Origin of the sequence: Bacillus cereus group sp. MYBK101-2 (genome assembly GCF_051918845.1) — a bacterium.
GTDB lineage: Bacteria > Bacillota > Bacilli > Bacillales > Bacillaceae_G > Bacillus_A > Bacillus_A paranthracis.
Genome location: NZ_JBQAIE010000017.1, coordinates 25,102 through 51,425, shown reverse-complemented (window position 1 = coordinate 51,425; position 26,324 = coordinate 25,102). Strand labels below are relative to the sequence as shown.

The window sequence follows — 26,324 nt, the reverse complement described above, 5'->3', positions numbered from 1 at the left end:
AAGGGGTTTGGGGAAACAAAGTGTTAAACAAGACCTTGAGCAAGTGTGTAAATGAAAGCTGTAAGAAGAGTCGCTCCACTTGCAAGTCCGAAGAAATCTGATTTGTTAAATGTAATGTTGTTCATTATAATCTCTCCTTATTTGTTTAATGTAGTTGCAACGGCTTTTGCATCGACAAGTGCGGATAGCACCATGCCCATTGTATTTAAAAATTTGTTTGATTTCATTTTGTTCATCATGCGTATCCGCTCCTTTTCGAATTGTTGTTGCCCTGCTTTATATCTTAATTATAGGAAATATGATCGCCTGCAACTATCGAATTAGCTTACGGAAGACTTACACTTTTGTAAGAAAAAAAGACATTCGTGTAAGAATGTCTTTTAAAGCATATTAATGTGGTGGTGCTCTTCGATTGTTTTTAAAAAGCTACGCATTGAATTTGTCATATAGCTATCCTTGCGGCGTATGAAAACCGTTGAAATACTGCCGTATTTTTCAGGGATTGCATGACAATGTACTTTCCCTGCTTTAGAAAGGTGGTGGACAGCAGACTGTGGTACGAGCGTAATTCCAAGGCCGAGTGCAACACTGTTTAATATAGTCTCTAATATATTAAATTCCATAATTCTTTTTGGTAGCAAACCTTCGTCTTTCAGCCATCGTTCTAGTTTGGAACGGTATCCACAACCTTGGTTAAAAACGAGTAGAGGCGTTGTTGTAAATTCTTCTATATGAAAAGCTTTATTTTGTGTTACAAGCATTAATTTCTCTGTACTAACATCATATTGTTCAATAAGGGGATGTTTTATTGGCCCTGATATAAAAGCGCCATCTAGTTGATGATCGAGTACTTCTCTAATTAATTCTTCTGTTAGACCTGCTTGTAATGATAAATCGACGTTCGGATAGCTTTTATAGTAAGAAGATAAAATGGTAGGTAATGTACTTACTGTTTCGACAGTACCGATTTTTAATATGCCAGAGGGTGTTTCGCTATCTAAAAATACTTGTTTTAGCTCCTCAACATCTTGCAAAATTTTATTAACATAAACGAGCATTTTTCTTCCTTCAGCTGTTAAAGTCATGCCTCGTTTATGACGATAAAAGAGCGGTGTTTTCAGCTCGTTCTCCAGTTGTTTAATACGCGTTGTTACATTTGATTGTACGTAATTTAATTCCTTTGCTGCACTACTTACACTACCTTGTTCGGCAACGCTCTGGAAGATTTGTAAATCTCTTAATTCCATAATACGATCCTCCTTGATGTTAACTATCATTATAAATGATAGTTAACATCATTTTGAATCATTTTACGTGATATATTTTTTCTTTTACAATTCTCTTTGTGCAAATAGAAAGAAGTGGGGGATTGCGGTGAGAAAAGGTCAAATGATAATAGGCGCTTTAGCGTGTTTAATTGCAAGTATGTCATGGGGAGCAATGTTTCCAGTTGCTGATTATGCGTTAGAATACATAGATCCATTTTACTTTTCGCTTATTCGCTATGGAGCGGTGGCGATAATGCTGATTGTATTGTTGTTAATGAAAGAAGGAAAACAGGCATTTCGTTTAGAAGGAAGAGGAAAGCTGCTCGTCTTTTTCGGAACGATGGCGTTTACTGTATATAATGTACTTGTATTTTTAGGTCAAATGTTAATGGGAAAATCAGGTGTGATGGTAGCTTCCATTATGGAAGCACTTATGCCGATGATTTCTATTTGTATTTTATGGGGATATAAGCATGTAAAACCGAAAAAATATATGATAACGAGCATGATTATCGCTTTTGTAGGGGCTGTATTTGTTATTACAAAGGGCGACATGAGTTTCTTTTTAACATTGAAAGATAACATGTTTTCACTAGCATGTATATTTGTTGGAGTTGTAGGTTGGGTTATTTATACGATGGGTGGTCAAACGTGTAGCGATTGGTCGACATTACGTTACTCTACGTTGACGTGTGTATTCGGTACGACCGTTACAGGAATTATAACGGTACTTATTACGTCGCTTGGATATGTTTCAGTTCCGAGTATGGGAACGATTTCTGTCGTGAAATATGATTTGTTATTTATGATGACATTACCGGGAATTGTAGCATTACTTGCTTGGAATTACGGTGTGAAGATTTTATCATCGATTAATGGGATTTTGTTTATTAACTGTGTGCCTATTACGACTTTAATAATTATGATGATGCAAGGATATCAAATCACGATGTTTGATATTGTAGGGACTTTATTTGTTATTGCAGCGCTTATTCGCAATAATGTTTGTCAGAGAAAAGAAGAAAATATAAATAAGAAGATGTTACAAGAAGAGCAATTACGTCAAGCTGTTTAATAGGCAATTGGAGGATTTCATATGTTAGAAAGTTTATTGTTTTTCTTCGCCGTTGGAGTTGCTTGTGAGCTTGCAGCAATTAATCGAAATGGTCGTAAGAAGATAAAACAACAAGCTGAAATGATACAGCTTTTAAAAGAGTTAAAAGAAAGAAACATGTAAAAAGACGACCGGGCATAGACGGTCGTCTTCTTCTATATAAAGGGGAAAGGGGACACAAAGTTATACAAGCGTAGCAGCGTAAATAAAAGCAGTAAGAAGAAGGGAGCCGCTAGCTAATCCTAAAAAATCTAATTTGTTAAAAGTGATGTTATTCATGATGCATTCTCCTTACTTATTTAATGTAGAAGCAACAGCTTTTGCATCGATAAGAGCGGAAAATACCATGCCCATTGTATTTAAAAGATTGTTCGTTTTCAGCTTGTTCATCATATTGATCCGCTCCTTTTCGAATAATGGTTGCCCTGTTTCTGACTTAATTGTATGAAATATCGCAAGAAGTAACTATCGAATTAGCTTACAAGAAAATTACACTTTTGTAAGAATTGAAAATTAACAATTAATACTCATTTTTATTACCAACTCCTATAACTTAGTGTTATAATTAAGGTAAGAAAATGACTATACTTCGGATGTTCAGAAAGGAACGAAACCAATGTATAAACCAATTACATTTTTGTTGAAATATATATTTAAAACAGCTGGGAAAGTAGAAGTGCAAGGAAGAGAAAAGCTACCAGAAGGTGGTCCGTATGTTGTTGCTTGTACACATACAAGTTTTATGGATGTATTAATGTTAGCTACAGGGATGTACCCAACAGAGATTCATTACATGGCCAAAAAAGAATTATTTGAAGGGAAATTCAAAAATTGGTTCTTTAAAAATGTAAATGCATTCCCTGTAGATCGTGCAAATCCAGGACCGAGTACACTTAAAATTCCATCACGCTTATTAAAAGAAGGAAAAGTGGTAGGGATTTTCCCGAGTGGAACGAGATCGACAGAAGACGTTTCGTTAAAAGCTGGTGCTGTGACAATTGCGATGCGTTCTAACGTTCCATTAATACCGGCAGCTTATATTGGTCCCTCAAGTGTAAAAGAATTAATAAAAGGAAAAAGAGCGCAATTAATTTTTGGAGACCCAATTCAAATTGATGCTGAAGAACAAATAGATCGAAAAATAGCTATGAAAATGATGACAGATCAATTAAATGAGAGGTTTGAGGAGCTAAAGGAAGCTTTGCAATCAAATCAAAAGTAAGAAAAGACGACCGGGCATAGACGGTCGTCTTTTCTATTACTATTTATAAATAAAGGGGAAAGGGGACACAAAGTTATACAAGCGTAGCGGCGTAAATAAAAGCAGTAAGAAGAATCGAGCCACTAGCTAGTCCTAAGAAATCTAATTTGTTGAAAGTGATGTTATTCATCATACATTCTCCTTACTTGTTTAATGTAGAAGCAACAGCTTTAGCATCGATTAGAGCGGAAAATACCATGCCCATTGTATTTAAAAAATTGTTTGATTTCATTTTGTTCATCATATAAATCCGCTCCTTTTCGAATAATTGTTGTCCTGTTTCTGACTTAATTGTATGAAAAAAAGAAGGGGGTAACTATCGAATTAGCTTACAGGAAAATTACACTTTTGTAAGAAAAACGAATGAAGATGTAATGATGAGAAGGTTTGACATATGTTCATAAAATTTATTAAGTTAAAAGTAGAGGTGAGTGTATGGCTAATATTAAAGATATTGCAAAGATGGCGGGAGTTTCAGTTACAACTGTTTCGAGAGTATTGAATGATCATCCGTATGTAAGTGAAGAAAAAAGGAAAGCGGTTATAGAGATAGTTGAGAAGTTGAATTACTCACAAAACGCAAATGCTGTTCATTTATCAAAAGGAAAGACGAATATTGTTGGTGTGATTCTCCCTTACATTAATCACCCGAGCTTCGATGCAATGGTAGGGGGAATGATGGAGGGAGCGTTAACTCATAACTACAGGGTGCTACTTTGCCAAACAAATTATAATAAAAAAGAAGAAATGAAAAGTTTACATATGTTAAAAACGAAACAATTGGATGGTCTTATTATTTGTTCACGTGCGAATGATTGGGAAACGATTGAACCGTATGCTTCTTACGGCACAATCATTGCTTGTGAAGATAATGATATTTCGAATATATCAAGTGTATATACAAATCATTCGGCAGCTTTCCAGCTAGGAATGGATCACCTTATTGAAAAAGGTTATAAAAAAATTGGTTATTGTACGGGGAGAAAGCTAGGACCGAGTAGTCAAAAGCGTTTTGATGTGTATAAGCGTCAATTGCAATCTATAGATGAAGAAGTGAATGAAGAATGGATTTTCACAGAATGTTTTACGTTAGAAGATGGTGTGAGAGTGGCTCATAAATTAAAGGAGATGCAGCATCTTCCTGAAGCATTAATAGTAGCGGGAGATGAAGTTGCGATTGGGGTTATGACAGAAGCTGAAAAATTAGGTTTTCAAGTTCCTAAGGATTTAGCGATTATTGGCTTGGATAATCAACCTATCTCGCAAGTGTTACAACTTACAACTATTGATCAAAATTTAAAGGAAATAGGTAAAAAAGCCTTTGAAATGTTTTATCGGCAAACAAATGATGAAAGTTCTAAACAAGAAAAGGTGGAAATTCCATATGAACTTGTGGAGCGATCTACAGTGTAGTTTTAATCCGTTATGTGTATAAGTGCATAACGGATTATTTTTTTGAAATACCTTTGACAGGAAACGCGTTTCATACTTTATAAAGGGGTTAAACCGGTTTGTAACAATCCATGGATTCTTTTCAAGAATAGTATTTGGAGGGATGATGTGCATGAATGAGCTTTTATTGAGCGTGAAAAAGTATATAGAAGGTGATGAACAGGTTTTCGCTTTTGTAGTAGGGATATTTGAGAAGGATGATTTTACGCTATCGTATCAACATGGGATTTTTGCGGCTACTACTAGACGTCTCCTCTTTTACGGGAAGTTTCCATACTATCCTTCAACATGTAAAGAGTACTCATATTTGCATATAGATAGCATAGTTTTTCGCCCGTATTTCGAATTTATTTGTAATCATGAAACCATCCGAGCTAAGTATATTCAGAAGGGGAATGTGGAGCGATTTGTCCGTATAGTTAGAGCAAATGTGAATAATTAATCACCCCTCTGTTTAAACATAATATCCTGGTCTTTATGAGGAAAAATGCTGAATAAAAACAACTTCTAAACCTCTAGGAGATAGTGATACAATGTCAAATGGGGGAGGGTATGAACTATGGTTAATCAACGTATAAAGGAAATAACACTAATTACAATTGGTTCATTATTATTCGCAATTGGTATTAATTACTTTGCAATTCCAAATCGTCTATCAGAGGGTGGAATTATTGGTTTAACGGTTGTTACGTACTATTTATTTGATTGGTCGCCTGGGATTGTGAACTTTGCTATAAATGCAATTTTACTAGCTGTTGGTTATAAATTTTTTGATAAGAAAACGATGGTTTATACAATTTTAGGGATTGTAGAAACATCCTTGTTTTTATATGTTACAGAACATATTGAGTATCATGTAAATAGTGATACGTTATTAGCGGCACTATTTGCTGGTGTATTTGTCGGTATCGGATTAGGCTGTATGTTCAAAGCTGGAGGTACATCAGGGGGATCGGCAATTTTAGCCCGGTTAGCAAATCAATATTTAGGTTGGAGCGTTGGTAAAGGTGTACTTATTATTGACATCGTTGTAATTGCTGGTTCCGTATTTATAATAGGGCAAGAAAAAGCGATGTACACACTTGTTGCAGTATTCATCGGAGCGAAAGTAATTGATTTCATTGTAGAAGGAATGGACACAAAAACGGCTGTTACAATTATTTCAAATCAACCAGAGTTAATACGTGAGGCTATTACGAAAAACATGACACGCGGCGTTACTGTATTAGAAGGGCGCGGCGGATATACTGGTAAAAATAAAGAAGTTTTATATGTTGTTATTAATAAACAAGAGCTTGTTAAGTTAAAGCAAGTTATTAGCCGAGTAGATGATGATGCTTTCGTCGTTATCCATGATGTACGTGATGTACTTGGTGGAGGCTTTAAAGCGAGTTAAAAGGTGAACGAGTAAATTCGTTCACCTTTTTTTAATTCTTACAAAAGTGTAAGTGTAATGTAATGAGATTCAATAGTAGATTGTATTCCTTCTTTTTAAAATGGATGTATATATATCCTGCAGAGGAGGAATGTTTATTATGAAGAAAAAAATGATCACTACTATAATAGCGATGATAGTCATAGTAATAATGTTACTACCTACGAAACTTGGACCGGTTATCGATAAATATAATCCGCTTTATAAGACGAAAGAATACTATACGGTTGTGAATACAATTGGTCAGCATATTGGTGATGAGTGGTATGAATATGAATTTATTGCATTTGACGAACGTGGAAGAGAACAAAAAATAAAGAAGACTGTTAAGCATATGTTAAAGAGAGATGAAACATTAAAGGTGTATGCAAAAGGACGTTACGGCGAGGCAATTGAAGAAATTGAAGCGATAAATATTCCTATTAATGCAAAGAGTAAACTTTTAGCGATGAGATAGCGAATTATACCCCCACCTATTTTTTGTCGAAAATAAAAATACTAGGTAGGGGTATTTTGGTGTATGCAAAAAAAGCCTTATTCCATATGGACTAAGGCTTTTTTTAATATATAAAGGGGAAGGGGGTACATTGTAGTAGCATGAGTGAAAGGTATAAGAAGAGTAGCTACTAGCAATGTAATTTGGTTATGTGAGTGTTCTTCTTATTTGGCTTACTTGCTAACTTTATTGTACGAGATGTAGGTGAGAGAAACTATCGAATTACATTACACATAGCTTACAAACATGTAAGTCTTCTGTAATGTAATTCGATGGTTAAAAGATAGTGAATTTTATATAGTGTAATTAGAAAGTCTCACTGTATTACTTTCTGTTTGTAATATGAATGAAGAATGAAAAACCAACTACTTTTTAATAGCCTCATCTGTATGGAGATGAGGCCCTTTTTATCCCGCTTTAATGGGCAGTAAGACCCCCACCTCAAAATTCAGCGAAAGCAAAGAAGTTAGGTGGGGGATCAACTGCCCATAAAAGTCCGATTGGTTCAACTAATAATCAGTGGGGGATGAAGAACCCCCCACTGATTAAAGTTTCACTTTATAAACCTTACAACATTGTAAGGTTTACGTAAGTTAATTCGATAGTAATTTTGTCATATTTTTTGCATAATAGATACAAATAGATAAAAATAATTAGGGATATAGTAAGAAGGGAGAAGAATGGGATGCGTAAAGAAGAAGTAGTGAAGTTTCCAATTAAAGATTTCTGTAGCTACTTTACTGTTGCCGTAGTATGTATTGGGTTATTTGATATCATAACAAACTTAATTGTTAAATAATATAGATGACAAAACAAGAAGGGAGATCCTTTCTTGTTTTTTTTATGGGGGAATAAAGGTGAAGTGGATTGATAGTCATATACATGTTGACCAATATAAGGATGAAGAGAAAAGTAAATTACTTAAAGATGTGGAGCATAGTAAAGAGATAAAGGGGCTTATTGCAGTATCTATGAATTATCAATCATGTAAAGAAACTTTATCTTTAGCAAAACTATATCCTTTTGTACATCCAGCAATAGGTTTTCATCCGGAGCAACCGATTCATAAAGAAGAATGTGAGCAAATTTATAAATTAATTGAAGAGCATGTAGATGATATAGTTGCGATTGGTGAAGTTGGCTTACCGTATTATTTAAGAAAAGAAGATGAGCGCATTGCTATCAATTCGTATATATCAGTGTTACAACGGTTTGTTGAACTAGCTAGTAAATATGATTTACCAATTATATTGCATGCAGTGTATGAAGATGCTGATATTGTATGTGATTTATTGGAGAAATATAAAATTCCACGTGCACATTTTCATTGGTTTAAAGGAAGTGAAACAACAATGAAACGTATGATGAGGAACGGTTATTATATTTCTATTACACCAGATGTTTTACATAAGGAGAAGATTAGAAAAATTGTTTCGTATTATCCTCTTGAATATATGATGGTAGAAACGGATGGACCGTGGGAATTTCAAGACGATGTTATGACGCATCCGAGAATGATTCGAGAGGTATTAAAGGAAATTAGTGTTATAAAAAACATGTCTGTTGATAAGGTTATGAAAACGATATATGAAAATACGATTCAATTTTACCCCGCATTAACGGGCAGTAAGACTTCCACCTCAAAATTTGACTAATGCGGAGGAATTAGGTGGGAGATCAACTGCCCGTAAAGCCCGATTGGTTCAACTAATAACCAGTGGGGGATGGACAAAACCCCACTAATTAAAGTTTCACTTTATTTGAAAGGATAGGAGCGTTACTCTTATCCTTTTTATTATGGATATTTTTTCTAATATTTTCTATAATTTATGATGTGTTTAATTTGATGAAGGAAGTTGGGAAGAAAATGGGGAGAGCATATAAAAAAATAGCTATTACAATGATGATCGGTACACTTTCACTTGCAGCGTTTGGATGTGAAGCAGAAAAAAAGACTATCAATTCAAACGTAACACAAGAAAATAAAGAAGAACAAATTGATCCAGTAGTTGAAAAACAGATGAAAGAAAATGAGAAAAATGGCAATACGGTTGGAAACAGTTCTAATAAAGGGAAGATGGCAGAGAGTGATGGATGGGTTTACTATGCAGTAAATGGTAATAAAAATACAGGAGGCATTTATCGTACGAAAGATCAATTTCAGACTTCGGAACGTGTAGTGGAAGGTGTAAATGCTTCTTACATAAATATAAAAAACAAGGTTTTATATTTTATTCATACGGATGAAGATAAGAATGCGGGATTATCTTCTTTAATGAAGTATGATATATCTAACAAAAAGCTAGACACGTTAAAAGCGGATATAAATTATGTTTATATAAAAGATCAAACTTTATTTTATCCGAAAAAATATTCTGAGCATGGTGGTTTTGATATTGTAGGGATTGTAAAGATGGATTTGAAAACGGGACAGGAAGAAGAAGCAGCATTTAAAAATTCTGGTTGGTCTCAAACGATAGATGATAGTATTCTACATTGGAATAAAAATCGTGGAACACAAGTTACAAAAGATAATAAAACTTGGTCAAAAGAAAATTATGCAACAATATCTAGTGCTACATATGATAATGAAAAATTATATGCTGTTGTCGACTTTTCGTTACCTTTTGAAACAAATGAAGCTGAGCATGGCATATATGAAATAGACGTTCAACAAAATAATGAAAAGTTATTGGTAAAGGATGCCTTGCAGATGAATGTGAAAGGGGACACTTTTTATTATATAAAAAAGGATGGAGTATATAAGAAGAGAATGAATGGAGGAAAGGAAAAAGTAATTTATAATAAAGCGGTTGAACCAACTAAATCTTATTTATATTTTGTAGCAGGAGATATGTACCTCTATACGGATAATGGAACTATCATGAATTTGGATACAAAGAAATCAAATGAAGTAAAAGATAAGAAGCTAGCAGATAACGTTATGTTACAGAAAGTATGGAATGCACAGAAGGAACTGACTAATGTTCAAATGGCTGCACTAACAGGAAACCCAAAACGAGTAGGGGATTTTTCATACGGGGAATTAGTGAACCCTATTTATAATACGAAGGATAATTTAGAGACTACGCTATCTACGTATTTCTCAAAATCATTTATAGCAGAGTATATGAAGAGTAAGTATGTGAAAGAGTTAAATGGAAAAATGCACTATGCTATTGGAGATCCAGGGTCAAAAGCAGCAACTAAATTTACAAAAATTATTTCTGCCGAGTTAAAGGATGGAAAAATAAAAGCGCAGGTAGAAACGTATAATGACTATGATAATGTAACGGAAAAAGTGGAAGTTGAATTTATTTATGAACATAATCAATGGGTTATTAATAATATGCCGCGTTTTGGTTTAAGTTAAAAAAACCACCAAGAATTTTGCTTGGTGGTTTTGTATTAGGATTCTAATTTTTTTGCACGTCTTAATAACAATAGAAAGACAATGATGAAGAAACCAAGTATAAGGAAGAATCCATATTGTTTTACATAATCCATTACGTCGCTTGCGCTTGTTGGTTTTTCAACGTGAATGCCATCTTTATTAGTAGTAATATGAATATCCTTCATTTTCACTTCATTTGTTTCTTTTTGTAAATCAATCCATTCTATATTTGGAATACTTTCTAGATCCTTTAGTACTTCTTTTAATGGTTTCACACCTAAGTAAGGATGATAGAATGCACCGATAATGCCGTCAGATAGTTTTGCAACAGATACAGCACGTTCTTTCATTTTAGCGATAGCATGTGGCTTATCTTCTTCAATAAATCCAACTGTTTCAGGCATTAGTTTCATGCCATGTAAAAAGGATGGGGTACTTGTATAAAATGGTGAGTGCATGGATTTCCAAGTTGTATCACTTAGCTGTAGTTGTCCTACATAAGTTGAAAAGTACCTTGATAATATTTCATATCCTTTTTGAGACATCGTGTAATGAGGTGCTTCAAATGCGACAGGATATAATTTGGCATCTACAAGTTCTTGAATGCCTTTTTCAATATGATCAGTTGTATATTTTTCTTCAAATTCTTCCCCTTTTTTTACGTATGCATTATAGGCATCTATAGTAGGGAAATCATCTTTTGTTTTTGGTTTTTCATGCTTTGGTTGACGAATTGGCTGGTCTGTTTTTACGTCCCAAAATTCAAAACCTTCACCAGTTTCACTATCATAAAATTGGTGGGTATAACCATGCATAATAATTGCTGCACCATCATCTTGCATAGAGCGTAAAAGATCGACTAGTTCTGGTTTATCTTTTAAATGTAGTGTTTTACCTGTTTCCGGATCCGTATATACAGGTATAACAGTGATCATGTATGGCATCTTTTTCTCTTTTAGTAATTCAGCAATTTCTTTTAATTGATTTATATCTGCGGCTGGATGAACGTCTTCAAGACGTAAATAAGCTTCTACTTTATTTGTCGTTGGTTTTTGTCCAAAGTAAGAAAATAGCATTTCACCGACGTAATGAGAGATCCAGTCAAAGAGATTTGGTGTTGCAACGTAGTAAGATGTTTCATGTTGAACGATTAGTGGGTTCTTGTTATTTGAGCTTAAAGCGTTAGCAAGAACAGTTCCGTTTGTATCAAAAGATTGAATCAAACGTTCTTCTTCTAGAGTGTTTTTTAATTTATTACTTGGATATTCGATTTTATTAGTTCGTATATCATTATCCTTTAGGGTAATGAATGAAAAACGATTAGATAATTGTTCAACATTTTGCCCTAAAACTAATACTGGGCCTGAGAAATTTTCTATAAGTTGTTTTGCTTCAGTAGGAAACTCTTCTTTTTGTTCACCGATATAGACAATATGTGTATAAGAAGATGAATTAGTAATTTCATGAGCTTTGTTTAAACTTTTCGTAGTTATATCGTTTGTAAAATGTCCTAATTGAGTGTTAAGAATTTGAATATTATTTGTAATTTTATCTTCTTTTGTACTATATAAAACAAGTACTTTTGGTTTTGATGATGTTTGTGCAGAGATGTGGATAGGGATAAGAAGTAAAATACTGAACAAGAGTATTATGCACTTTTTCATTTGGTCTGCTCCTATTCTATATGTAGAGTTCAATTTACAATTATATACAAGAAATACGTTGTAGTCTATGAAAGTTACATTTTTGCACGTATTTACCAGCTGTTTTTTCACAAAATCGGTCTAAAGCATGATGATAATATGTATAGTTATTTGCTATGATAAAAGAGTAAGAGAATGATAGAATGTGGGTAATTGTAAAGGGAAGAAGGCTGAAAGGGGACAAATTTCAGCGGAGAAAGAGGTAGAGGTAGTGAAGAAATTCTTTGTAGGATTTTTAGTTGTTCTTGGGGTGTACTTATATTTCCAAGGAAAGTCTGAAGGAATGGGCAAATTAGTAAATGAGACAAGCTATGTTGACTCAGAAGAAGCAAAACAGATGAAACAAATTATTATAGAGGAAGCAAAGAAAGTCAATCTTCCAGAATGGATACCTCTTACAATTGCCGAACATGAAAGCCGTTTAAATCCAAGAAGTGTTGGAGATAACGGAACTTCATTCGGATTGTTTCAATTGCATCGCGGTGGTGGACTTGCGCCGGATCATTTAACGGATGATGAGCTAAAAGATCCACGTACAAACGCGCAAATTGCAATGCCGCATTTAATGAAAGGATATAAGCGCGGGGTGCAAAAAGGTTTGACGGATTTTGCATTACTAAAATATATAGCAAATACATCTGGGTGGCCAGGGAATTTAGGGCCAGAGTGGACGGATAATAATATGAAGTATAACATCGGATTAGAAGATGTGTACTATCGAAATAAAGGTGTAATTAAAGAGTAGGTTTTTGATACCTACTCTATTTTTTGTGGATAATCGCGTCGTTTTGTTTTGTGAAATATGCTGCTAGTTGTATTTTCACGTCTTCTAGTTTGGTGGAAACTTGCGGTATTTTATACCCTACATACAATGGTGAAACGACAAACCTAGGAACAACTTTACAAATGATTTTTCCGTTTAAGTAATAGAAGAATAAGTTATAACTACTACATCCTTTATGGAAATCTGTCAGTATGTAACGTACAGTTTGCTGAATATAAGTTGCTAGTTCATCTATGCATCCAATATCTTCAATAATGATATTAAATTCAGTAAAACCGATAATAGGACGATCTGAGATATTGAGTTCAATGTGTTCGTTCTTTTGTACAATTACGCCTTGGAAGTTGTCGTGTTCTACGTTATCGAGGTAGTTTACATATTTCATTCCAATAATCTGCATGTGTGCATGATGCAAACTTCCACCTGAGAATGGACCATGATTTTTGTATAAAATTACAGATGTGAATTCTTCATTCTTCTGTAAATCTAACCAATGTTTAATGGAGAAACGGATTAACGATCGCATATGTTCTTCTGTATATGTCGCAATATGATCTTCACAATTATCTGTTTCGATTAACACCGTTTGAAATGTATCTTTTAATGTAGGAAATTTGTTTTTTAGCCAAATAATTGAGCCTTCAGTTGCTAAAATATCCGTTAAATTTTCTCTGTCACAAAAAGGACATGCAGCGCTTCTATTCCGGATGCTTTCTGGTTTTTGTTTGCCGATATCGTTTAAAAAGTATAGTTGTTGTGTATCCATTTGTATATATGCCCCTTTAAAATATGTGTAAAAATCCCGCTTAATATATTCGGGAAAAGGAGAAGAAAATCCTTTAAAGGGAATATAAAAAATAAAAGACAAGATATCCTCATTAAGATAGGGTACCTTGTCTTTTATTTTTTCTTTAATAATGTGTATGGATAATATAAATCGTTTTTATTATGCTTCTTTTTTCTATTTTTTATTGTGTATAAGGCAATTGCTGTACTTGCGATGACAATAATGGCTTTCTTCATATTCGTTTACCCCTTTTTTATTGTTGGTTTAATTCTTGGCTAACTGCTTTTGCATCAACTAGGGCGTGTAAAATCATTTTTACCATGTTCATCATATTCTTTCACTCCTTTTTATAGTTCATTTAGTTCTTTTACAACTGCTTGTCCGTTCACTAATACCTCAAAGATTGCTTTTACGATTTCTTTCATCATGATTGTTTCCTCCTTTTGTTGTCTCTCTTGTTTACATCTTTATTGTATAGGGAGGCATCTTTTCGTACTATCGCTTTCCATTACGTGAACATAACAGTTTTGTAAGATTTGATGTCACTTATCGAAATGTTTAGTCTATCTTCATTATTTTCAGAAAAATGACTATTCAAACATGAAATGGGAAAGTATAATAAAGAAGTAAGTATTAAATTCCGTACGAAAGAGGTGAATGAGATGAAACGTTCTTTAGCTGCACGTGCCAAATTTTTAGATTTTATCTATTTTTGTCGTGCGATTTTTCATGATGTAGTTGTTAACGGGATACGTCTGTCCTTTTTTAACAATTGCATAGTAGCTATAGAACGATAGAGATCTCTTCACCCATTTTTAATAAACGTGTGAAAAGGGAGCTATTTAGCTTCCTTTTTCTATGCCGAAAACCATGGGGAATGTTTCTTTCCCATGGTTTTTTATATTGAAAGGAGTACGGAAAATGACAATTTGTAGTGTAAATAATGTAACGAAATCTTTTGGTGGAAACATCATATTTGAAAATATATCGCTTGAAATAAAGAATGGTGAACGTGTTGGATTAGTTGGTCGTAACGGTAGCGGGAAGACAACAATCTTTCAGCTTTTAACTGGAATGGAAAGTTTGGATGCAGGGGCCATTCATATGAAGAAAGGTACACGTATTGGTCATGTGGCACAAATTCCGAAATTTGATGAGAGTATGACTGTATATGAAGTATTGAGTTCCGCTTTTAAAATAGAAAAGGAATTAGAAAGAGAAATGCGTACTTTAGAAAAAGATATGGCGGAAGAACAGGAATCTTCTGTTTTACAAAAATTAATGGAAAGATACGGAATCATCCAAGAAAAGTTTGCGTTTCTTGGTGGTTATGAAATCGAAGCGAACATTATGAAGGTAGCAAATGGTTTACAGGTGACAGAACTATTCCCACGATCATTTGTGGAGATAAGTGGTGGGGAACAAACAAAAGTAAGCCTTGCATACATGTTGTTGCAGAAACCAGATTTACTTTTATTAGATGAACCAACCAATCATTTAGATTTATTTGCAGTCGAATGGTTAGAGCAATTTTTAAAAGAATACAACGGAACAGTTATGGTGATTTCACATGATCGCTATTTCCTTGATGAAGTTGTAACGAAGATCTTTGATTTAGAAGATGGAGAGATTCACGTGTATCATACAAACTATTCTCGGTTTGTTGAAGAGAAGGAAGAAAGGTTGCTTCAGGAGTTTCAGGCTTATCAAGAACAGCAAAAGAAAATAAAGAAAATGAAAGAAGCAATTAAGCGACTACGTGAATGGGCAAATCAGGCGAATCCTCCGAATGAAGGATTGCATAAGAGAGCGAGAAGTATGGAACGTGCACTGGAACGTATGGAAAAACTAAAGAAACCTATTTTAGAACGAAAACAAATGGGACTTCAGTTTGAAGGGCAAGAGAGAAGTGGAAAAGATGTTGTTGTAATGAAAGAAGTGAGTAAAGGGTTTGCGGAACATCTTTTATTTAACGAAGCAAACTTACATGTTCGTTTTCAAGAGCGTGCAGCTATCGTTGGTCGTAATGGTACAGGAAAGACAACGCTATTAAAGTTATTATTAGAAGAAATAGAACCAGACGCTGGAGAAATTCGAATTGGAAGTAGTGTGAAAATCGGTTATTTATCCCAGCATGCGTACGGAAATATGAAGAGTAACGTATTGGAGGCTTTCAGGGAATGTGTAGCTGTAACAGAGGGAGAAGCGAGACATATATTAGCTAAGTTTTTATTTTATGGTCCAGCGGTGTTTAAGAAAGTAACGCAACTGAGCGGTGGAGAAAAAATGAGGTTAAGACTTGCACAACTTATGTATCAAGATATCAATTTTTTAATTTTAGATGAGCCGACAAATCATCTCGACATTGAATCAAGAGAAGTTTTAGAGGAAGCTCTTGAACAATATAATGGAACGATTTTAGCTGTTTCACATGATCGTTATTTTTTAAATAAGTTATTTGAAAAGACGTATTGGATTGATGAGCGTAAATTATTTGAGTTTGCAGGGAACTATGCATGGGCGCGTCAAAAGTGGGAGGAAAAGCTCGAGACGCAAGTGATAAAGCAGCAACGCCAAGGAAGAAAAAGTATGGAAACAGTCCCTGTAAAAAAGAAAGAAGTTAGGAATATTGAGGAAATTGAAACCGAGTTAATGCATGTTGAAGAAGATATATATACGCTTGAGTGTAAGATGGAACAAGTAGTTGATGTTGAAATGCTTGAACAATTGTATGAAGAAAAAACGAAGAAAGAGTTGTTACGAGCGGAGTTATATAATGCTTTAGAGAATATCATGGAGTAAAGAGATTAGAATGAAAGAGCAAGTTGTTTTCTCATGTTTTGAGGGGGGCTTGCTTTTTTTTGTGTAAGGAAAGAGAAGTAATTGGTATAATTTTCTTGTTATTATAATGAAGAGATGCACTTTAGGTTATTAAAATGTGAGGAGAATTTTATGTTAGGATACGCGCGAATTGTTACAATCGTCATGATTTGTTTTGTTTATGCAAACCATGTTTCACGTGAAACAGCACATTTGCAATTTTTTGTGGGTACAGCACTTTTTATTTATATTGTGAATCATATTTTGCTAGTAAAAGTGAATGGAGGTAAAAAACTTGTTTTTTATACACTATTAGCAAATGGGATAGTCACAGCTTTATTAGGTTTTTTATTTCCCGAGACATGTTTATATTTAATTATATTTGGAATTGATGCAGTAGGGCTATTTATTCATGAATTTCGTAGAAGTATGATGTACTTTTTTATTACTTTTTTCTTTCTTTGTTGGTTTATAAATATATTACATGCGTATCAACATACAGGTAGTTTAGAATTGGAGAGTAATGCCATTAATTTTATGTTCATCGTTTTTAGTGCTTTAGCTGGAAGTTTAATAAAAAAACTTACAGCTGCTCGGAAAATGGTAGATGAGCAATATGAGGAATTGACATTGTCTCATACAGCTCTAAAAGAAGCGCATGAACAATTACGTCTATATGCCAAAGAGGTAGAAGAATTGACAGCCGTTCGAGAGCGAAATGATATTGCCCGAGAAATTCATGATACTGTCGGTCATAATATGACAGCTTTACTTGTCCAATTACAAATGGCAGAGGCTTTGTGGAAACAAAAGTCGGACGCTACGGAAGAGGTTTTACATACATGTCATGGGCTAGCCAGGAAATCACTTCAAGAGGTGAGAGCGTCTGTACATGCCTTAAAAGAAGAAGGTAAACTAGGGAACATAATAGAGAATATGCGTGAAATGTTACATGGATATTCTAAAGCGACGAAAGTACAAGTATCGTTTCAATTACAAGGAGATCCGGTTGTGATTCCGCTGTCACTACAGCCTACACTGCTCCGGGTTATGCAAGAGTCTTTAACAAATGCAAAGCGGCACGGCAAGGCGACTTTATGTGAAGTGAGTTTAACTTGTTCGGCGAAAAAAGTTAAACTATGTATTTTGGATAATGGCGTGGGAGTTAACGAGGTAAGCCCAGGTTTTGGTTTACTTAATATGAGAGAACGAGTAGAGGAACATGGTGGAACTATTCAATTTGAGAGTGAGATAGAAAAAGGCTTTCGGTTACAGATTGAATTTCCACTTCAGGAGAAAACGTGGTTAATAGGGGGAACTGTATGATTCGGATTATGATTGTTGATGATCAATCACTCATTCGTGATGGTTTAGCGATGTTATTAAATTTACGTCAGGAACTTGAAGTAGTGGGAACTGCTACAGATGGAGACGAAGTGATACAAAAGGTGAAAGAGTTACATCCTGAAATTATTTTGATGGATATTCGGATGCCACGTATGAATGGTGTTGAAGGAACACGTTTAGTTAGAGAACAGTTCCCTCATATAAAGGTACTTATGTTGACGACTTTTAGTGATAGTGAGCTTATCTTTGAAGCATTGGAGCAAGGAGCAAGTGGTTATTTATTGAAGGACATGGAGACAGATGCAATCGCTCAAGCAATTTTAACGGTGCATAGTGGAGGGGCTGTGCTTCCTCAGGATATAACAGCGCAAATCATAAAAGAATTAAAAAAGACAAAAGTAGCAGTAGAGTGCACCACACCAGAACAATTAGCGCAATTAACTGAGCGAGAAGTAGATGTTTTAAGGGAAATTGGACTTGGGTTAAATAATAAAGAGATTGCGGAAAAGTTATTTATTACAGAGGGAACTGTTAAGAATCATGTTTCTAATTTAATTAGTAAGTTAGAACTGAGAGATCGAACGCAAGCAGCCATATACGCAGTAAGGTATGGCATCACGATGTACACATGACTTTTGGCATATATAAGTGTGAAAAAGCAGCAGAATTTGCTGCTTTTTTATTTTGTATTTCTATCTCAAGGATGATGGAGAGAAGAAGGAATTTTTCTACAATGAAAGTGTAGATGAATGCAAAGGGGCTGAATCAGTATGTTAGTCATAGATCATATTACGAAATCATTTGGTAAGAAGGAAATCATAAAGAATGTTTCTTTTGAGGTGAAGAAAGGGGAAACATTTGGATTGCTTGGTCCAAATGGTGCGGGAAAATCAACGACGATATCAATGATTTGCGGGTTAATTTCATACGACAGTGGTGATATAAAAGTTGGTGGGAAATCAGTAAAAGAATATCCATTAGAGGCGAAAAAGAAAATTGGTATTGTTCCACAAGACATTGCGCTCTATCCAACACTTTCAGCGAAGGAAAATTTGGTTTTTTGGGGGAAAATGTATGGTTTAAATGGAAAAATTGCAAAAGAGCGAGCGGAGGAAGTATTAGCTTACGTCGGTTTACAGGACCGTGAAAAAGATAAAATTGAAACATTTTCAGGTGGAATGAAAAGGCGTATTAATATTGGTGCAGCACTTATGCATGAGCCAGAGTTGTTAATTATGGATGAACCGACAGTTGGGATTGATCCGCAATCGAGAAACCATATTTTAGAGACTGTTAAAAAGTTAAATGAAAAAGGGATGACAGTTATTTATACGAGTCATTACATGGAAGAAGTAGAGTATTTATGTGAAAGAATTGCAATTGTTGATCATGGAAAGGTAATTGCATTAGGAACGAAAAGGGAACTATGTAATCGTCTGGCGGATGGGTTTATAGTGAGATTGCAATTAAATCGTTATAGTACGGAACTGCTACAAAAGTTGAAAGCACTCTCTGTTGTTGAACGAATTATTTTTGATGAAGATAATAGTACGATTGATATTGGGCTAAATGGTGGCGAGTCCATTGGTACAGTTGTGTCAGTAGTTGTGGAGAACAACGCTCAAATTTTAAAGCTTGAAGTGCAAGAACCGAATTTAGAGGCACTCTTTTTACAATTAACAGGACGTTCACTTCGTGATTAAGGAGGTTAGTGCGAGATGAAAAGTTTTATTATTGCATGGAAAGATTTAAAAATACGTTTAATTGATCGGCGCGGATTTATGATGATGTTAATTATGCCGCTTTTATTAACAGCGATTTTAGGTTCAGCGTTAAGTAATATATTTGATAATGGTGGACTACCCAAAACAGTGATTGGCTATTATCAAGTAGGAAATGATGAGTTTGCAGATGTCTTTCAAAAAGACGTATTGCAATCTAAAGAATTAAAAGATGATGTGAAAGTAAAGATAGTTAATTCTCAAGAAGAGCTTGAAGATATGTTAAAGGAAAAGAAAATCGATGTGGGAATCGTCATCCCGAATAAATGGAGCGAACAATTACAAGATGGAAAATTAAAAGAACCAAAGGTGTTTATAGACCCATCAAAAGATATACAAGCGAAAATCGCTGAATCAATGGTCCGCTCTTTTTCAGAGCGTGTTCAAACAGTTACGGTATCTACTAAAAGTGTTGTGACGGAATTAGCAAATTCTCAGCATAGTAATGTGGAACAAGTTGCAAAAGAAGTAAGTGGAGATTTACAAACAGTAGCAACTTCGGGTGCAGATAACATTGAAAAAGGAACGATAGGTAAAAAAACAGTTGTAGCGATGCAATATTATGCCGCAGCGATGTTAGTCATGTTTTTACTATATAACATAACAGTAGGTGCAAAGTCAGTTGTAACAGAGCAACGAACTGAGACGTTGGCGCGTTTGTTCAGTACACCGACGAGTTCATTTTCAATTTTATTCGGGAAGTTTTTAGGTACATTATTATTTGCTTGTATACAATTTGGGATATTTATAGTTGCTACACACTTTATGTTTCATGTGGAATGGGGCGGAGACTTATCTCAAATAGTAGCGGTGGGAATGTCTTATGCAATTTGTGTTTCGGGTTTATCTATGTTAATTGCCGCTTTTATTCGTGAGGAAAAAACGGCAGATGTAATGGGAGGAATCGGTATTCAAATACTCGCTATATTAGGAGGATCGATGTTACCAATTTACGTATTCCCTGATACACTTCAAACCATTGCGAATGTTGCTCCGAATAAATGGGCACTTACAAGCTTTTTAAATATTATGTCGGGAACATCTTGGGATGTGTTACTCCCTGTTATTTTTAGTTTATGTGGTGCAGGAATTGTCTCCGTTATGATAGGGACATTACGTTTACGTACGAGATAGGAGGGAGAAATGATGAAGAAGGTTTGGGCACTTTGTTGGCTAGAGTTAAAACAAATTTTAATAAAACCACAAAGTTATATACTTATGTTTGGAATGCCTATTATTTTTACACTCATTTTCGGCGGACTTTTAGGTGGAAGTGGGAATAAGAAAGTAAATGTTAGCTTAGTAGATGAAGATGGTTCTGTATTATCTAACAAGTATTACGAGGACATAAAGAAAAGTGACTTAATTTCTATAGAGAAGGTAACGTATAAGGAAGGCAAACAGAAGATTGAAAACAAAAAATCATCCGGCATAGTTCTTATTCCGAAAGACTTTCAAAAGAATATGTTAGATGGAAGGGTAGAAAATATTCAGTTTCAAGCTAGTGCTGATTTTACTGGTGGAACTTCTGTAGAGCAAGTATTGGCAAGTGCATTAAAAAAAATGGAGATAGAAGTTAGTGCAGCGAGAGATTTTGAGAAGAAAAGTAACGCTTCGTGGGAACCTATGTATAAAGAAATTTATACAAAAGTAGAACCTGCTTCGATTCAAAAAGAGTCAATTTCACATGATGATCAAAAGTTAAATAACGTTACAGGGCGAGCGGCAGGCTTTTCAATTCTATTCGTTATGATTGTTATGTTAAGTGCGACGGGGACTATTTTGAAAGCTAGACAACTTGGTGTTTGGTCTCGTTTATTAGAAGCGCCAGTTTCAAAAGTTCAAATACTAACGGGATATATCCTTTCATTCTTCTTAATAGGATGGATTCAATTTGGTGTTCTAATGATATTAACGCATTCCTTATTTAATGTGCAGTGGGGAAATTTGTTAGGGGTTATGATACTCGTTTCCGTATTATTATTAGCTGTCATTGGTCTAGCCTTATTATTAGCAAGTATCGTGAAAACAACAGAACAACAGTCTGCATTAGGTAATATCGTTGTGATTTCAACATGCATGATTGGTGGCCTGTATTGGCCAATTGAAATTGAACCAGCATGGATGCAGACGGCAGCAAATTTTGTTCCGCAAACTTGGGCGATGCGTGGCTTTACGGAGTTAATTGTAAGGGGAGGTACATTGGCAGATGTAGGAGGATATATTGGTATACTCATTTTATTTGCAGGAGTCTTTTTCATAATTAGTTTAACAAGAATACGTTACGACTGAAAAAAACAGAGTTACAGCTTTACACGCTGAACTCTGTTTTCTTTTTGTGTCGTATCTTCTCTTGTTGAAATGATAATAGCTATCCCGAGCATCATAAAAAAAGCTAAAAAGAGGACGAACTTTGGGAAGAACGGGAATAGTAATAGCGCCCCAACTATCATAATTGTTAATAATACGTAGTGAAGGACGTATTGGAATAGGTTGTCCATGTTTTCGCCCCCTTTTTGGTAATTGGTTATTAGTATTCTATGTTTCATACGGAACGAATAGAAGTGAATTTTTAATTTTTTATATGAATTAAAAGGGAATGATTGACATGTTTAATAGTAAAGTTGTGTCTGCACATCATGCACGCATTCAAGGATTACAAGAAGATAACTATAACGGTATCTTGTTAAGTTTACCTAAATTAAAGATAGAACGATAATTTTTAAAAAATTCTCAAAATATTTATTTAGAAAGAATTGACAAAATATAACGGAAGATATAAGCTAATAACCATAAAGTCTACCGGAAAGGTCGGAATAGGATTGTTACCCCTCAAAAACATCTATTTTTTTACGATTAAAACCGACTTTTCCGATTGGCTATAAATGTGCTGTGGGAGGCATACATAAGCTAATAAGTTCAAAGGGTATAACTATTAAAAAGTTAGGGTGGGGACAATGAAAAAAAAGACAAAAAAATGGGCTGGTGTATTTTCGGTATTACTGAGTAGTTCGCTTGTGTTATCTGCTTGTGGGGGACAGGAAGATACGGCTTCTACAGAACCGGTTAAACAGCAGGATTTAAAAAATATAAAAGTTGAAAAAATTGCGGCTACAGATAAGACGAAAGTACCTGATAAGGCGAAAAATAGAAAAGATACGTTTATTTCTGGTATCTCAAAGCCGGGGGGAGTTTTCCTACCTTACTTTCAAGAGAACGGTTGGGATGGCAATGTGACATCGGTTATTTTTGCCTCTCTTGTTACAACAGATAAACAAGGGAAACCTATACCAGATCTTGCCGAGAAATGGGATGTCTCTTCAGACCAATTAACATATACATTTCATTTACGCAAAGACTTGAAATTTAGTGATGGATCGCCATTAACTGCTGATGATGTAGCATTTACATTATCACTTCTACATGATAAAGCTTATGAAGGTGGCGATGATATTTCACAATATGCAATTAAAGGTGGTAAGGAATATAAAGAAGGAAAAGCGACGTCTATTGAAGGAATTCAAGTTGTTGATCCACAAACAATTAAAGTTACGACTGAAAAAGTTAACTCACAAGCGCTAATTGCTTTAGGTGGTCCAGTATTATCAAAAGCTTATTATGGAAAAGAATATAAGCAAAATACTAGTTTAGATTATTTAAAAGAGTTATATGGGAAACCGATAGCTGCGGGACCATATAAGTTTGAAAAATATATCCCAGGACAGGAAGTTCGTTTTACAGCAAATGAAAATTATTATGCAGGTAAACCAAAAATTCAAAACTTTATTTATAAGATTACTTCACCAGATACAAAATTCCAATTATTCCAAACAGGTGAGATAGATTATACAGGAGTAGGTTACGGGGATGAAATTTTAGAACAAGTGAAGAGTTTGCAGTTTGCAAATGTTGAAATAGAGACGGCTTCTTCATTTAGTTATATAAGAATGAATAGTAAAAAACCGTATTTAAAAGATAAGAAAGTTCGTCAAGCTCTTATTTATGGTTTGGATCGTAAAAAATATGTAGATACAGCTTTCAAAGGATACGGTACAGTAGCTAATGTTCCAATTCATCCAACATCTTGGGCTTATACAGAAGAGGGGATTAATAAGTACGAATATAACTTAGATAAGGCGAAGAAATTATTAGATGAAGCTGGATGGAAAGCTGGTTCAGACGGAATTCGTGAAAAAGATGGTCAAAAGCTTAAATTAACGTATTATGGTGCAAGTTCAGCAAAAGACGGTGATTTGTTTATTCCGATAGCAAAAGAGAACTATAAAGAATTAGGTGTTGAGTTCAATCCTGAATTTATGGATTTCAATACGATGCTGTCAAAAGTGAAAAAAGGCGATTATGATTTAGCTTCAGTTGCAACACCAATTACAACAGACCCAAGTGAAACTGTAAGTGGTTACTCCTCAGAAGGTGATGATAATACTTTAGGTTATAAAAATGAAAAAGTAGATGCATTAATTAAAAAAGGAATTGAAACTGTAGATATTGAGAAACGTAAACCGATTTACAAAGAACTGTACAAAGAACTAAGCGATGATCCACCAGTAATTTTATTAAATTATCGTAGAGTCATCACAGCTTACAATGGAAACATTAAAGGAATTGATCCTGAGAAGTATGACAGTATTAGTTCAAACTCACCAGTATTATCTATTGAAAAATAACGAGAAGAATGTATAAGTAGAAGACATTTTTTCATTCGGCTAGTAATAGGCTGATTCGAAAAAATGTTCTTCTATTTTAAGCATAAGATTGGAGAGAAAAAGGGTGAAAACGTATATCGTTCGTAGGTTGTTACAAATGATTCCTACACTTTTGGGAACGTCAGTTGTTATTTTCTTCCTGTTTGCACTTCTTCCAGGTGATTATATTGATTCGAATCCTAAGATTACACCGCAAAGGGCGGAAGAGCTTCGGGAATTGTACGGATTAAATAAGCCAATTGTTGAACGCTATTTTCACTGGCTAGGTAATGCGTTACAAGGAGACTTTGGTTTTTCGCTTCAATATCAAGAACCTGTAACATCACTATTAAATAAATTTATTTGGAACTCTTTTATTGTAGCAATTGTTGCATTGTTTTTTATTTGGCTAATCGCACTTATTATCGGTGTATTTTCAGCGACGAAGCAACATTCTTTATTCGATAAGCTTGTAACAATTGGTATCTTTGCAGCAATGTCATTTCCTTCATTTTTTATAGGTCTGTTTCTAATTAAGGTGTTCGCAGTAGATCTTAATTTATTGCCAATAGGTGGAATGATTGATGTTGGTAGTAATTCAACTGGATTCGCTTATGTGATAGAAGTTGCAAAGCATATGGTTTTACCGGTATTTATTTTGACTCTTCTTGGTGTGGGCTCATTAACTCGCTACTTTAGAACGAGTATGTTAGAGGTTGTAAGACAAGATTACATACGAACGGCACGAGCAAAAGGGTTAAAAGAGAAGACTGTTATTTATAAACATGCATTAAAAAACGCCATTTTACCGGCTATTACATTGCTTGCGTTTGAGTTGCCTGGATTGTTTTCTGGAGCGATTATTATTGAACAAATTTTTAACTGGCCAGGGATTGGCGGTATTCAATTGGAAGCACTAAATTTCCGTGATTATACAGTATTGATGGCATTTACGATGTTTCTTTCTTGTTTAACAATCGTTTCAAACTTTTTCGCAGATATCGTATATGCAGTTGTTGATCCGCGAATTCGGTTGAAGTAAGGGGGGAATGAGATGGAAACTGTTACAGTAATTAAAGAGAAGAAAGAAAAAAATAGAAGAAAAAATGAATCATCGCCATGGCGACAAGCTCTTAAAAAGATAAAAAGAAATAAGATGGCGCTCGTAGGATTGTATGCATTAATTTTTATGTTTATATTTTGTTTTATCGGTCCGTTCTTTTCGCCGTATGCATCAGGAAAAATACAAGTTACGTTAATTAACAAACCACCTAGTTTTTCTCATTGGCTCGGTACAGATCAATTGGGAAGAGATATTTTAACGAGGCTTATGCAAGCAGGACGAATCTCATTAACGATTGGCCTAGCTTCTATGGTTTTATCAGTGATATTAGGAGCTGTATTAGGGGCTATTGCAGGATTTTATCGCGGCATCGTTGATAATATTATTATGCGTCTTGCCGATATTTTAATGTCGATGCCAGGATTACCGTTACTTATTATAATGGGAGCGATTTTATCAGAGTGGAAAGTACCATCTGATTATCGTCTATATGTCATTATGATTATTTTAAGTTTAGTAGGTTGGCCGGGGCTTGCGCGTCTTGTAAGAGGTCAAATTTTATCACTTAGAGAGCAAGCGTTTATGCAAGCTGCTGATGTGTTAGGGATAAAAGATTACCGGAAAATTATATATCACTTAATTCCTAATGTTTTACCAATATTAATTGTTGTATCCACATTAGGCGTTGCAGGTTCTATTTTAGGAGAGTCCGCACTAAGCTACTTAGGTCTCGGCGTTGTCCCACCTACACCATCATGGGGGAATATGATTAGCGCAGCGAACTCATTAATTGATTTTCAAAAGCGTCCGTGGTTATGGATTCCGCCTGGTTTTGCAATCTTTATAACAGTTGTATCCATTAATTTACTTGGTGATGCACTTCGTGATGCGTTAGATCCAAAGATGAGACGGTAGG

General features: G+C 34.8%; 29 protein-coding genes. 21 read left to right on the top strand and 8 right to left on the bottom strand.

Annotated features, from left to right (window positions below):
• Positions 1-23: 23 nt before the first annotated feature.
• Together ACTFSI_RS23785 and ACTFSI_RS23780 are read right to left on the bottom strand one after the other, a co-directional pair.
• A complete protein-coding gene (locus ACTFSI_RS23785; RefSeq protein ID WP_001060013.1) occupies positions 24-125 on the bottom strand; it encodes a DUF3948 family protein in 102 nt (33 codons plus the stop codon).
• A 255-nt stretch (positions 126-380) separates the two neighbouring features.
• Positions 381-1,247, bottom strand: a complete 867-nt coding sequence (locus ACTFSI_RS23780) for a LysR family transcriptional regulator (RefSeq protein ID WP_000423069.1) — start codon at positions 1,245-1,247, stop codon at positions 381-383.
• Positions 1,248-1,374: 127 nt separating this feature from the next.
• On the opposite strand from ACTFSI_RS23780, the gene ACTFSI_RS23775 reads away from it, so the two are divergent.
• Complete coding sequence (locus tag ACTFSI_RS23775; RefSeq protein ID WP_138322560.1) at positions 1,375-2,343, top strand: DMT family transporter; 969 nt, start codon at positions 1,375-1,377, stop codon at positions 2,341-2,343.
• Positions 2,344-2,364: 21 nt separating this feature from the next.
• Positions 2,365-2,505 (top strand): YrzO family protein, encoded by a 141-nt coding sequence (locus tag ACTFSI_RS23770; protein WP_000894070.1) that lies wholly within the window; start codon positions 2,365-2,367, stop codon positions 2,503-2,505.
• Positions 2,506-2,565: 60 nt separating this feature from the next.
• On the opposite strand, the gene ACTFSI_RS23765 is transcribed toward ACTFSI_RS23770, so the two are convergent.
• Complete coding sequence (locus tag ACTFSI_RS23765) at positions 2,566-2,661, bottom strand: DUF3948 family protein (RefSeq protein WP_001060007.1); 96 nt, start codon at positions 2,659-2,661, stop codon at positions 2,566-2,568.
• Positions 2,662-2,998: 337 nt separating this feature from the next.
• Between ACTFSI_RS23765 and ACTFSI_RS23760 the strand changes: the two genes are divergently transcribed.
• Complete coding sequence (locus tag ACTFSI_RS23760) at positions 2,999-3,604, top strand: lysophospholipid acyltransferase family protein (protein WP_000277771.1); 606 nt, start codon at positions 2,999-3,001, stop codon at positions 3,602-3,604.
• Positions 3,605-3,677: 73 nt separating this feature from the next.
• Here the strand turns inward: ACTFSI_RS23760 and ACTFSI_RS23755 are convergent, their stop codons facing one another.
• Positions 3,678-3,773, bottom strand: a complete 96-nt coding sequence (locus ACTFSI_RS23755) for a DUF3948 family protein (RefSeq protein ID WP_001059999.1) — start codon at positions 3,771-3,773, stop codon at positions 3,678-3,680.
• A 305-nt stretch (positions 3,774-4,078) separates the two neighbouring features.
• Here ACTFSI_RS23755 and ACTFSI_RS23750 point away from each other — a divergent pair, with 305 nt between their 5' ends.
• The 6 genes from ACTFSI_RS23750 to ACTFSI_RS23725 all read left to right on the top strand — a co-directional run bounded on the left by ACTFSI_RS23750 (position 4,079) and on the right by ACTFSI_RS23725 (position 10,399).
• Positions 4,079-5,056 carry a LacI family DNA-binding transcriptional regulator gene (locus ACTFSI_RS23750; RefSeq protein ID WP_001273916.1) on the top strand — a complete coding sequence of 326 codons (978 nt, stop codon included), beginning with the start codon at positions 4,079-4,081 and terminating at the stop codon, positions 5,054-5,056.
• Positions 5,057-5,207: 151 nt separating this feature from the next.
• Complete coding sequence (locus ACTFSI_RS23745; protein ID WP_138322559.1) at positions 5,208-5,537, top strand: PH domain-containing protein; 330 nt, start codon at positions 5,208-5,210, stop codon at positions 5,535-5,537.
• Between the two features lie 117 nt (positions 5,538-5,654).
• Complete coding sequence (locus ACTFSI_RS23740) at positions 5,655-6,491, top strand: YitT family protein (RefSeq protein ID WP_000248047.1); 837 nt, start codon at positions 5,655-5,657, stop codon at positions 6,489-6,491.
• Between the two features lie 139 nt (positions 6,492-6,630).
• Positions 6,631-6,987: a YxeA family protein gene (locus ACTFSI_RS23735; protein WP_098669217.1), complete on the top strand. Its 357-nt coding sequence runs from the start codon at positions 6,631-6,633 to the stop codon at positions 6,985-6,987.
• Positions 6,988-7,883: 896 nt separating this feature from the next.
• The gene (locus ACTFSI_RS23730) at positions 7,884-8,681 is read left to right on the top strand and encodes a TatD family hydrolase (protein ID WP_138322558.1); all 798 of its coding nucleotides are present in this window, start codon (positions 7,884-7,886) and stop codon (positions 8,679-8,681) included.
• 212 nt (positions 8,682-8,893) lie between these two features.
• Positions 8,894-10,399 (top strand): DL-endopeptidase inhibitor IseA family protein, encoded by a 1,506-nt coding sequence (locus ACTFSI_RS23725; protein ID WP_070805091.1) that lies wholly within the window; start codon positions 8,894-8,896, stop codon positions 10,397-10,399.
• 35 nt (positions 10,400-10,434) lie between these two features.
• Here the strand turns inward: ACTFSI_RS23725 and ACTFSI_RS23720 are convergent, their stop codons facing one another.
• Positions 10,435-12,084 (bottom strand): DUF2334 domain-containing protein, encoded by a 1,650-nt coding sequence (locus ACTFSI_RS23720; protein WP_000710540.1) that lies wholly within the window; start codon positions 12,082-12,084, stop codon positions 10,435-10,437.
• 250 nt (positions 12,085-12,334) lie between these two features.
• Between ACTFSI_RS23720 and ACTFSI_RS23715 the strand changes: the two genes are divergently transcribed.
• Positions 12,335-12,868, top strand: coding sequence for a transglycosylase SLT domain-containing protein (locus ACTFSI_RS23715; RefSeq protein WP_000713259.1), 534 nt, complete (start codon positions 12,335-12,337; stop codon positions 12,866-12,868).
• Positions 12,869-12,884: 16 nt separating this feature from the next.
• Here the strand turns inward: ACTFSI_RS23715 and ACTFSI_RS23710 are convergent, their stop codons facing one another.
• Complete coding sequence (locus ACTFSI_RS23710; protein WP_241747714.1) at positions 12,885-13,673, bottom strand: DUF4931 domain-containing protein; 789 nt, start codon at positions 13,671-13,673, stop codon at positions 12,885-12,887.
• Positions 13,674-13,807: 134 nt separating this feature from the next.
• Positions 13,808-13,930 carry a hypothetical protein gene (locus ACTFSI_RS23705; protein WP_000709145.1) on the bottom strand — a complete coding sequence of 41 codons (123 nt, stop codon included), beginning with the start codon at positions 13,928-13,930 and terminating at the stop codon, positions 13,808-13,810.
• Between the two features lie 426 nt (positions 13,931-14,356).
• On the opposite strand from ACTFSI_RS23705, the gene ACTFSI_RS23700 reads away from it, so the two are divergent.
• From ACTFSI_RS23700 to ACTFSI_RS23670, 7 genes are all read left to right on the top strand, one after another.
• Positions 14,357-14,491 (top strand): RAxF-45 family protein, encoded by a 135-nt coding sequence (locus ACTFSI_RS23700; RefSeq protein ID WP_000830642.1) that lies wholly within the window; start codon positions 14,357-14,359, stop codon positions 14,489-14,491.
• 124 nt (positions 14,492-14,615) lie between these two features.
• Entirely contained in the window at positions 14,616-16,496 is a 1,881-nt protein-coding gene (abc-f, locus tag ACTFSI_RS23695; RefSeq protein ID WP_000150899.1) for a ribosomal protection-like ABC-F family protein, read from the top strand.
• A 150-nt stretch (positions 16,497-16,646) separates the two neighbouring features.
• Positions 16,647-17,840, top strand: a complete 1,194-nt coding sequence (locus ACTFSI_RS23690; protein ID WP_044790877.1) for a sensor histidine kinase — start codon at positions 16,647-16,649, stop codon at positions 17,838-17,840.
• Positions 17,837-18,493: a response regulator gene (locus tag ACTFSI_RS23685; protein ID WP_000619343.1), complete on the top strand. Its 657-nt coding sequence runs from the start codon at positions 17,837-17,839 to the stop codon at positions 18,491-18,493. The genes ACTFSI_RS23690 and ACTFSI_RS23685 overlap by 4 nt, the downstream gene beginning before the upstream one ends.
• 138 nt (positions 18,494-18,631) lie before the next feature.
• Positions 18,632-19,564: an ABC transporter ATP-binding protein gene (locus ACTFSI_RS23680; protein ID WP_044790876.1), complete on the top strand. Its 933-nt coding sequence runs from the start codon at positions 18,632-18,634 to the stop codon at positions 19,562-19,564.
• Positions 19,565-19,579: 15 nt separating this feature from the next.
• Positions 19,580-20,776 (top strand): ABC transporter permease, encoded by a 1,197-nt coding sequence (locus ACTFSI_RS23675; protein WP_044790875.1) that lies wholly within the window; start codon positions 19,580-19,582, stop codon positions 20,774-20,776.
• A 12-nt stretch (positions 20,777-20,788) separates the two neighbouring features.
• Positions 20,789-21,934 (top strand): ABC transporter permease, encoded by a 1,146-nt coding sequence (locus ACTFSI_RS23670; RefSeq protein WP_044790874.1) that lies wholly within the window; start codon positions 20,789-20,791, stop codon positions 21,932-21,934.
• A gap of 11 nt (positions 21,935-21,945) precedes the next feature.
• Here the strand turns inward: ACTFSI_RS23670 and ACTFSI_RS23665 are convergent, their stop codons facing one another.
• A complete protein-coding gene (locus ACTFSI_RS23665; RefSeq protein WP_000369262.1) occupies positions 21,946-22,143 on the bottom strand; it encodes a hypothetical protein in 198 nt (65 codons plus the stop codon).
• A 98-nt stretch (positions 22,144-22,241) separates the two neighbouring features.
• Between ACTFSI_RS23665 and ACTFSI_RS23660 the strand changes: the two genes are divergently transcribed.
• The 4 genes from ACTFSI_RS23660 to opp4C all read left to right on the top strand — a co-directional run bounded on the left by ACTFSI_RS23660 (position 22,242) and on the right by opp4C (position 26,323).
• Entirely contained in the window at positions 22,242-22,361 is a 120-nt protein-coding gene (locus ACTFSI_RS23660; RefSeq protein WP_138322554.1) for a peptide ABC transporter substrate-binding protein, read from the top strand.
• A 238-nt stretch (positions 22,362-22,599) separates the two neighbouring features.
• Entirely contained in the window at positions 22,600-24,327 is a 1,728-nt protein-coding gene (locus ACTFSI_RS23655) for an ABC transporter substrate-binding protein (RefSeq protein ID WP_000730684.1), read from the top strand.
• 103 nt (positions 24,328-24,430) lie between these two features.
• Positions 24,431-25,387 carry an ABC transporter permease gene (locus ACTFSI_RS23650; RefSeq protein WP_000860750.1) on the top strand — a complete coding sequence of 319 codons (957 nt, stop codon included), beginning with the start codon at positions 24,431-24,433 and terminating at the stop codon, positions 25,385-25,387.
• Positions 25,388-25,399: 12 nt separating this feature from the next.
• Positions 25,400-26,323 (top strand): oligopeptide ABC transporter permease, encoded by a 924-nt coding sequence (gene opp4C / locus ACTFSI_RS23645; protein WP_000451073.1) that lies wholly within the window; start codon positions 25,400-25,402, stop codon positions 26,321-26,323.
• Position 26,324 lies beyond the last annotated feature (1 nt).

Excerpts from the sequence above, each read along its gene's own strand:
- ACTFSI_RS23670 (WP_044790874.1), top strand. The coding sequence starts at position 20,789 with ATGAAGAAGGTTTGGGCACTTTGTTGGCTAGAGTTAAAACAAATTTTA.
- ACTFSI_RS23760 (WP_000277771.1), top strand. The coding sequence starts at position 2,999 with ATGTATAAACCAATTACATTTTTGTTGAAATATATATTTAAAACAGCT.
- ACTFSI_RS23780 (WP_000423069.1), bottom strand. The coding sequence starts at position 1,247 with ATGGAATTAAGAGATTTACAAATCTTCCAGAGCGTTGCCGAACAAGGT.
- ACTFSI_RS23735 (WP_098669217.1), top strand. The coding sequence starts at position 6,631 with ATGAAGAAAAAAATGATCACTACTATAATAGCGATGATAGTCATAGTA.
- ACTFSI_RS23685 (WP_000619343.1), top strand. The coding sequence starts at position 17,837 with ATGATTCGGATTATGATTGTTGATGATCAATCACTCATTCGTGATGGT.
- ACTFSI_RS23785 (WP_001060013.1), bottom strand. The coding sequence starts at position 125 with ATGAACAACATTACATTTAACAAATCAGATTTCTTCGGACTTGCAAGT.
- ACTFSI_RS23720 (WP_000710540.1), bottom strand. The coding sequence starts at position 12,084 with ATGAAAAAGTGCATAATACTCTTGTTCAGTATTTTACTTCTTATCCCT.
- ACTFSI_RS23750 (WP_001273916.1), top strand. The coding sequence starts at position 4,079 with ATGGCTAATATTAAAGATATTGCAAAGATGGCGGGAGTTTCAGTTACA.
- opp4C (WP_000451073.1), top strand. The coding sequence starts at position 25,400 with ATGGAAACTGTTACAGTAATTAAAGAGAAGAAAGAAAAAAATAGAAGA.
- ACTFSI_RS23740 (WP_000248047.1), top strand. The coding sequence starts at position 5,655 with ATGGTTAATCAACGTATAAAGGAAATAACACTAATTACAATTGGTTCA.
- ACTFSI_RS23675 (WP_044790875.1), top strand. The coding sequence starts at position 19,580 with ATGAAAAGTTTTATTATTGCATGGAAAGATTTAAAAATACGTTTAATT.
- ACTFSI_RS23680 (WP_044790876.1), top strand. The coding sequence starts at position 18,632 with ATGTTAGTCATAGATCATATTACGAAATCATTTGGTAAGAAGGAAATC.
- ACTFSI_RS23710 (WP_241747714.1), bottom strand. The coding sequence starts at position 13,673 with ATGGATACACAACAACTATACTTTTTAAACGATATCGGCAAACAAAAA.
- ACTFSI_RS23770 (WP_000894070.1), top strand. The coding sequence starts at position 2,365 with ATGTTAGAAAGTTTATTGTTTTTCTTCGCCGTTGGAGTTGCTTGTGAG.
- ACTFSI_RS23665 (WP_000369262.1), bottom strand. The coding sequence starts at position 22,143 with ATGGACAACCTATTCCAATACGTCCTTCACTACGTATTATTAACAATT.
- ACTFSI_RS23765 (WP_001060007.1), bottom strand. The coding sequence starts at position 2,661 with ATGAATAACATCACTTTTAACAAATTAGATTTTTTAGGATTAGCTAGC.
- ACTFSI_RS23690 (WP_044790877.1), top strand. The coding sequence starts at position 16,647 with ATGTTAGGATACGCGCGAATTGTTACAATCGTCATGATTTGTTTTGTT.
- ACTFSI_RS23655 (WP_000730684.1), top strand. The coding sequence starts at position 22,600 with ATGAAAAAAAAGACAAAAAAATGGGCTGGTGTATTTTCGGTATTACTG.
- ACTFSI_RS23705 (WP_000709145.1), bottom strand. The coding sequence starts at position 13,930 with ATGAAGAAAGCCATTATTGTCATCGCAAGTACAGCAATTGCCTTATAC.
- ACTFSI_RS23660 (WP_138322554.1), top strand. The coding sequence starts at position 22,242 with ATGATTGACATGTTTAATAGTAAAGTTGTGTCTGCACATCATGCACGC.
- ACTFSI_RS23725 (WP_070805091.1), top strand. The coding sequence starts at position 8,894 with ATGGGGAGAGCATATAAAAAAATAGCTATTACAATGATGATCGGTACA.
- ACTFSI_RS23755 (WP_001059999.1), bottom strand. The coding sequence starts at position 3,773 with ATGAATAACATCACTTTCAACAAATTAGATTTCTTAGGACTAGCTAGT.
- abc-f (WP_000150899.1), top strand. The coding sequence starts at position 14,616 with ATGACAATTTGTAGTGTAAATAATGTAACGAAATCTTTTGGTGGAAAC.
- ACTFSI_RS23700 (WP_000830642.1), top strand. The coding sequence starts at position 14,357 with ATGAAACGTTCTTTAGCTGCACGTGCCAAATTTTTAGATTTTATCTAT.
- ACTFSI_RS23745 (WP_138322559.1), top strand. The coding sequence starts at position 5,208 with ATGAATGAGCTTTTATTGAGCGTGAAAAAGTATATAGAAGGTGATGAA.